At 63.0% G+C, this 400-nt stretch carries 1 protein-coding gene; it reads right to left on the reverse strand.

What is annotated here, in order from left to right; genetic code table 11:
• On the reverse strand, positions 1-400 hold a 400-nt coding region (locus BST12_RS29365), incomplete at both ends, for an ABC transporter permease (RefSeq protein WP_139802089.1).

Here is a 400-nt window from a genome sequence, read left to right on the forward strand (position 1 = left end):
TGACGATGAAGATCCCCAGAGCGACGGTAGCCACCGCGATCACCGGGCCCACGGCGTTGGGCAGCGCGTGCCGAAGCAGAATCTGAAACCTATTCAACCCCAATGCCTTAGCTGCAAGGACGTAATCGCTGGCACGCACCTCGAGCACCGCACCGCGCGCGATCCTGGCCACTTGCGGCCAGCCGAACAATGCCAAGATGGCGATCACCGTCCACACCGTGCGGTGATGCATGACTTGCATGAGCACGATGGCGGCCAACAGCAACGGCAAGCCGAGAAACACATCGGTGACCCGCGAAACCACCGCATCGAACCAGCTCCCGTAAAAACCGGCCAATGCGCCTAACGCCCCGCCCACGACGAACACGGCCAGCGTTGCCCCCAACCCGACCGTGACCGA

The sequence above is a fragment of the Mycobacterium angelicum genome (assembly GCF_002086155.1).
Lineage (GTDB): Bacteria > Actinomycetota > Actinomycetes > Mycobacteriales > Mycobacteriaceae > Mycobacterium > Mycobacterium angelicum.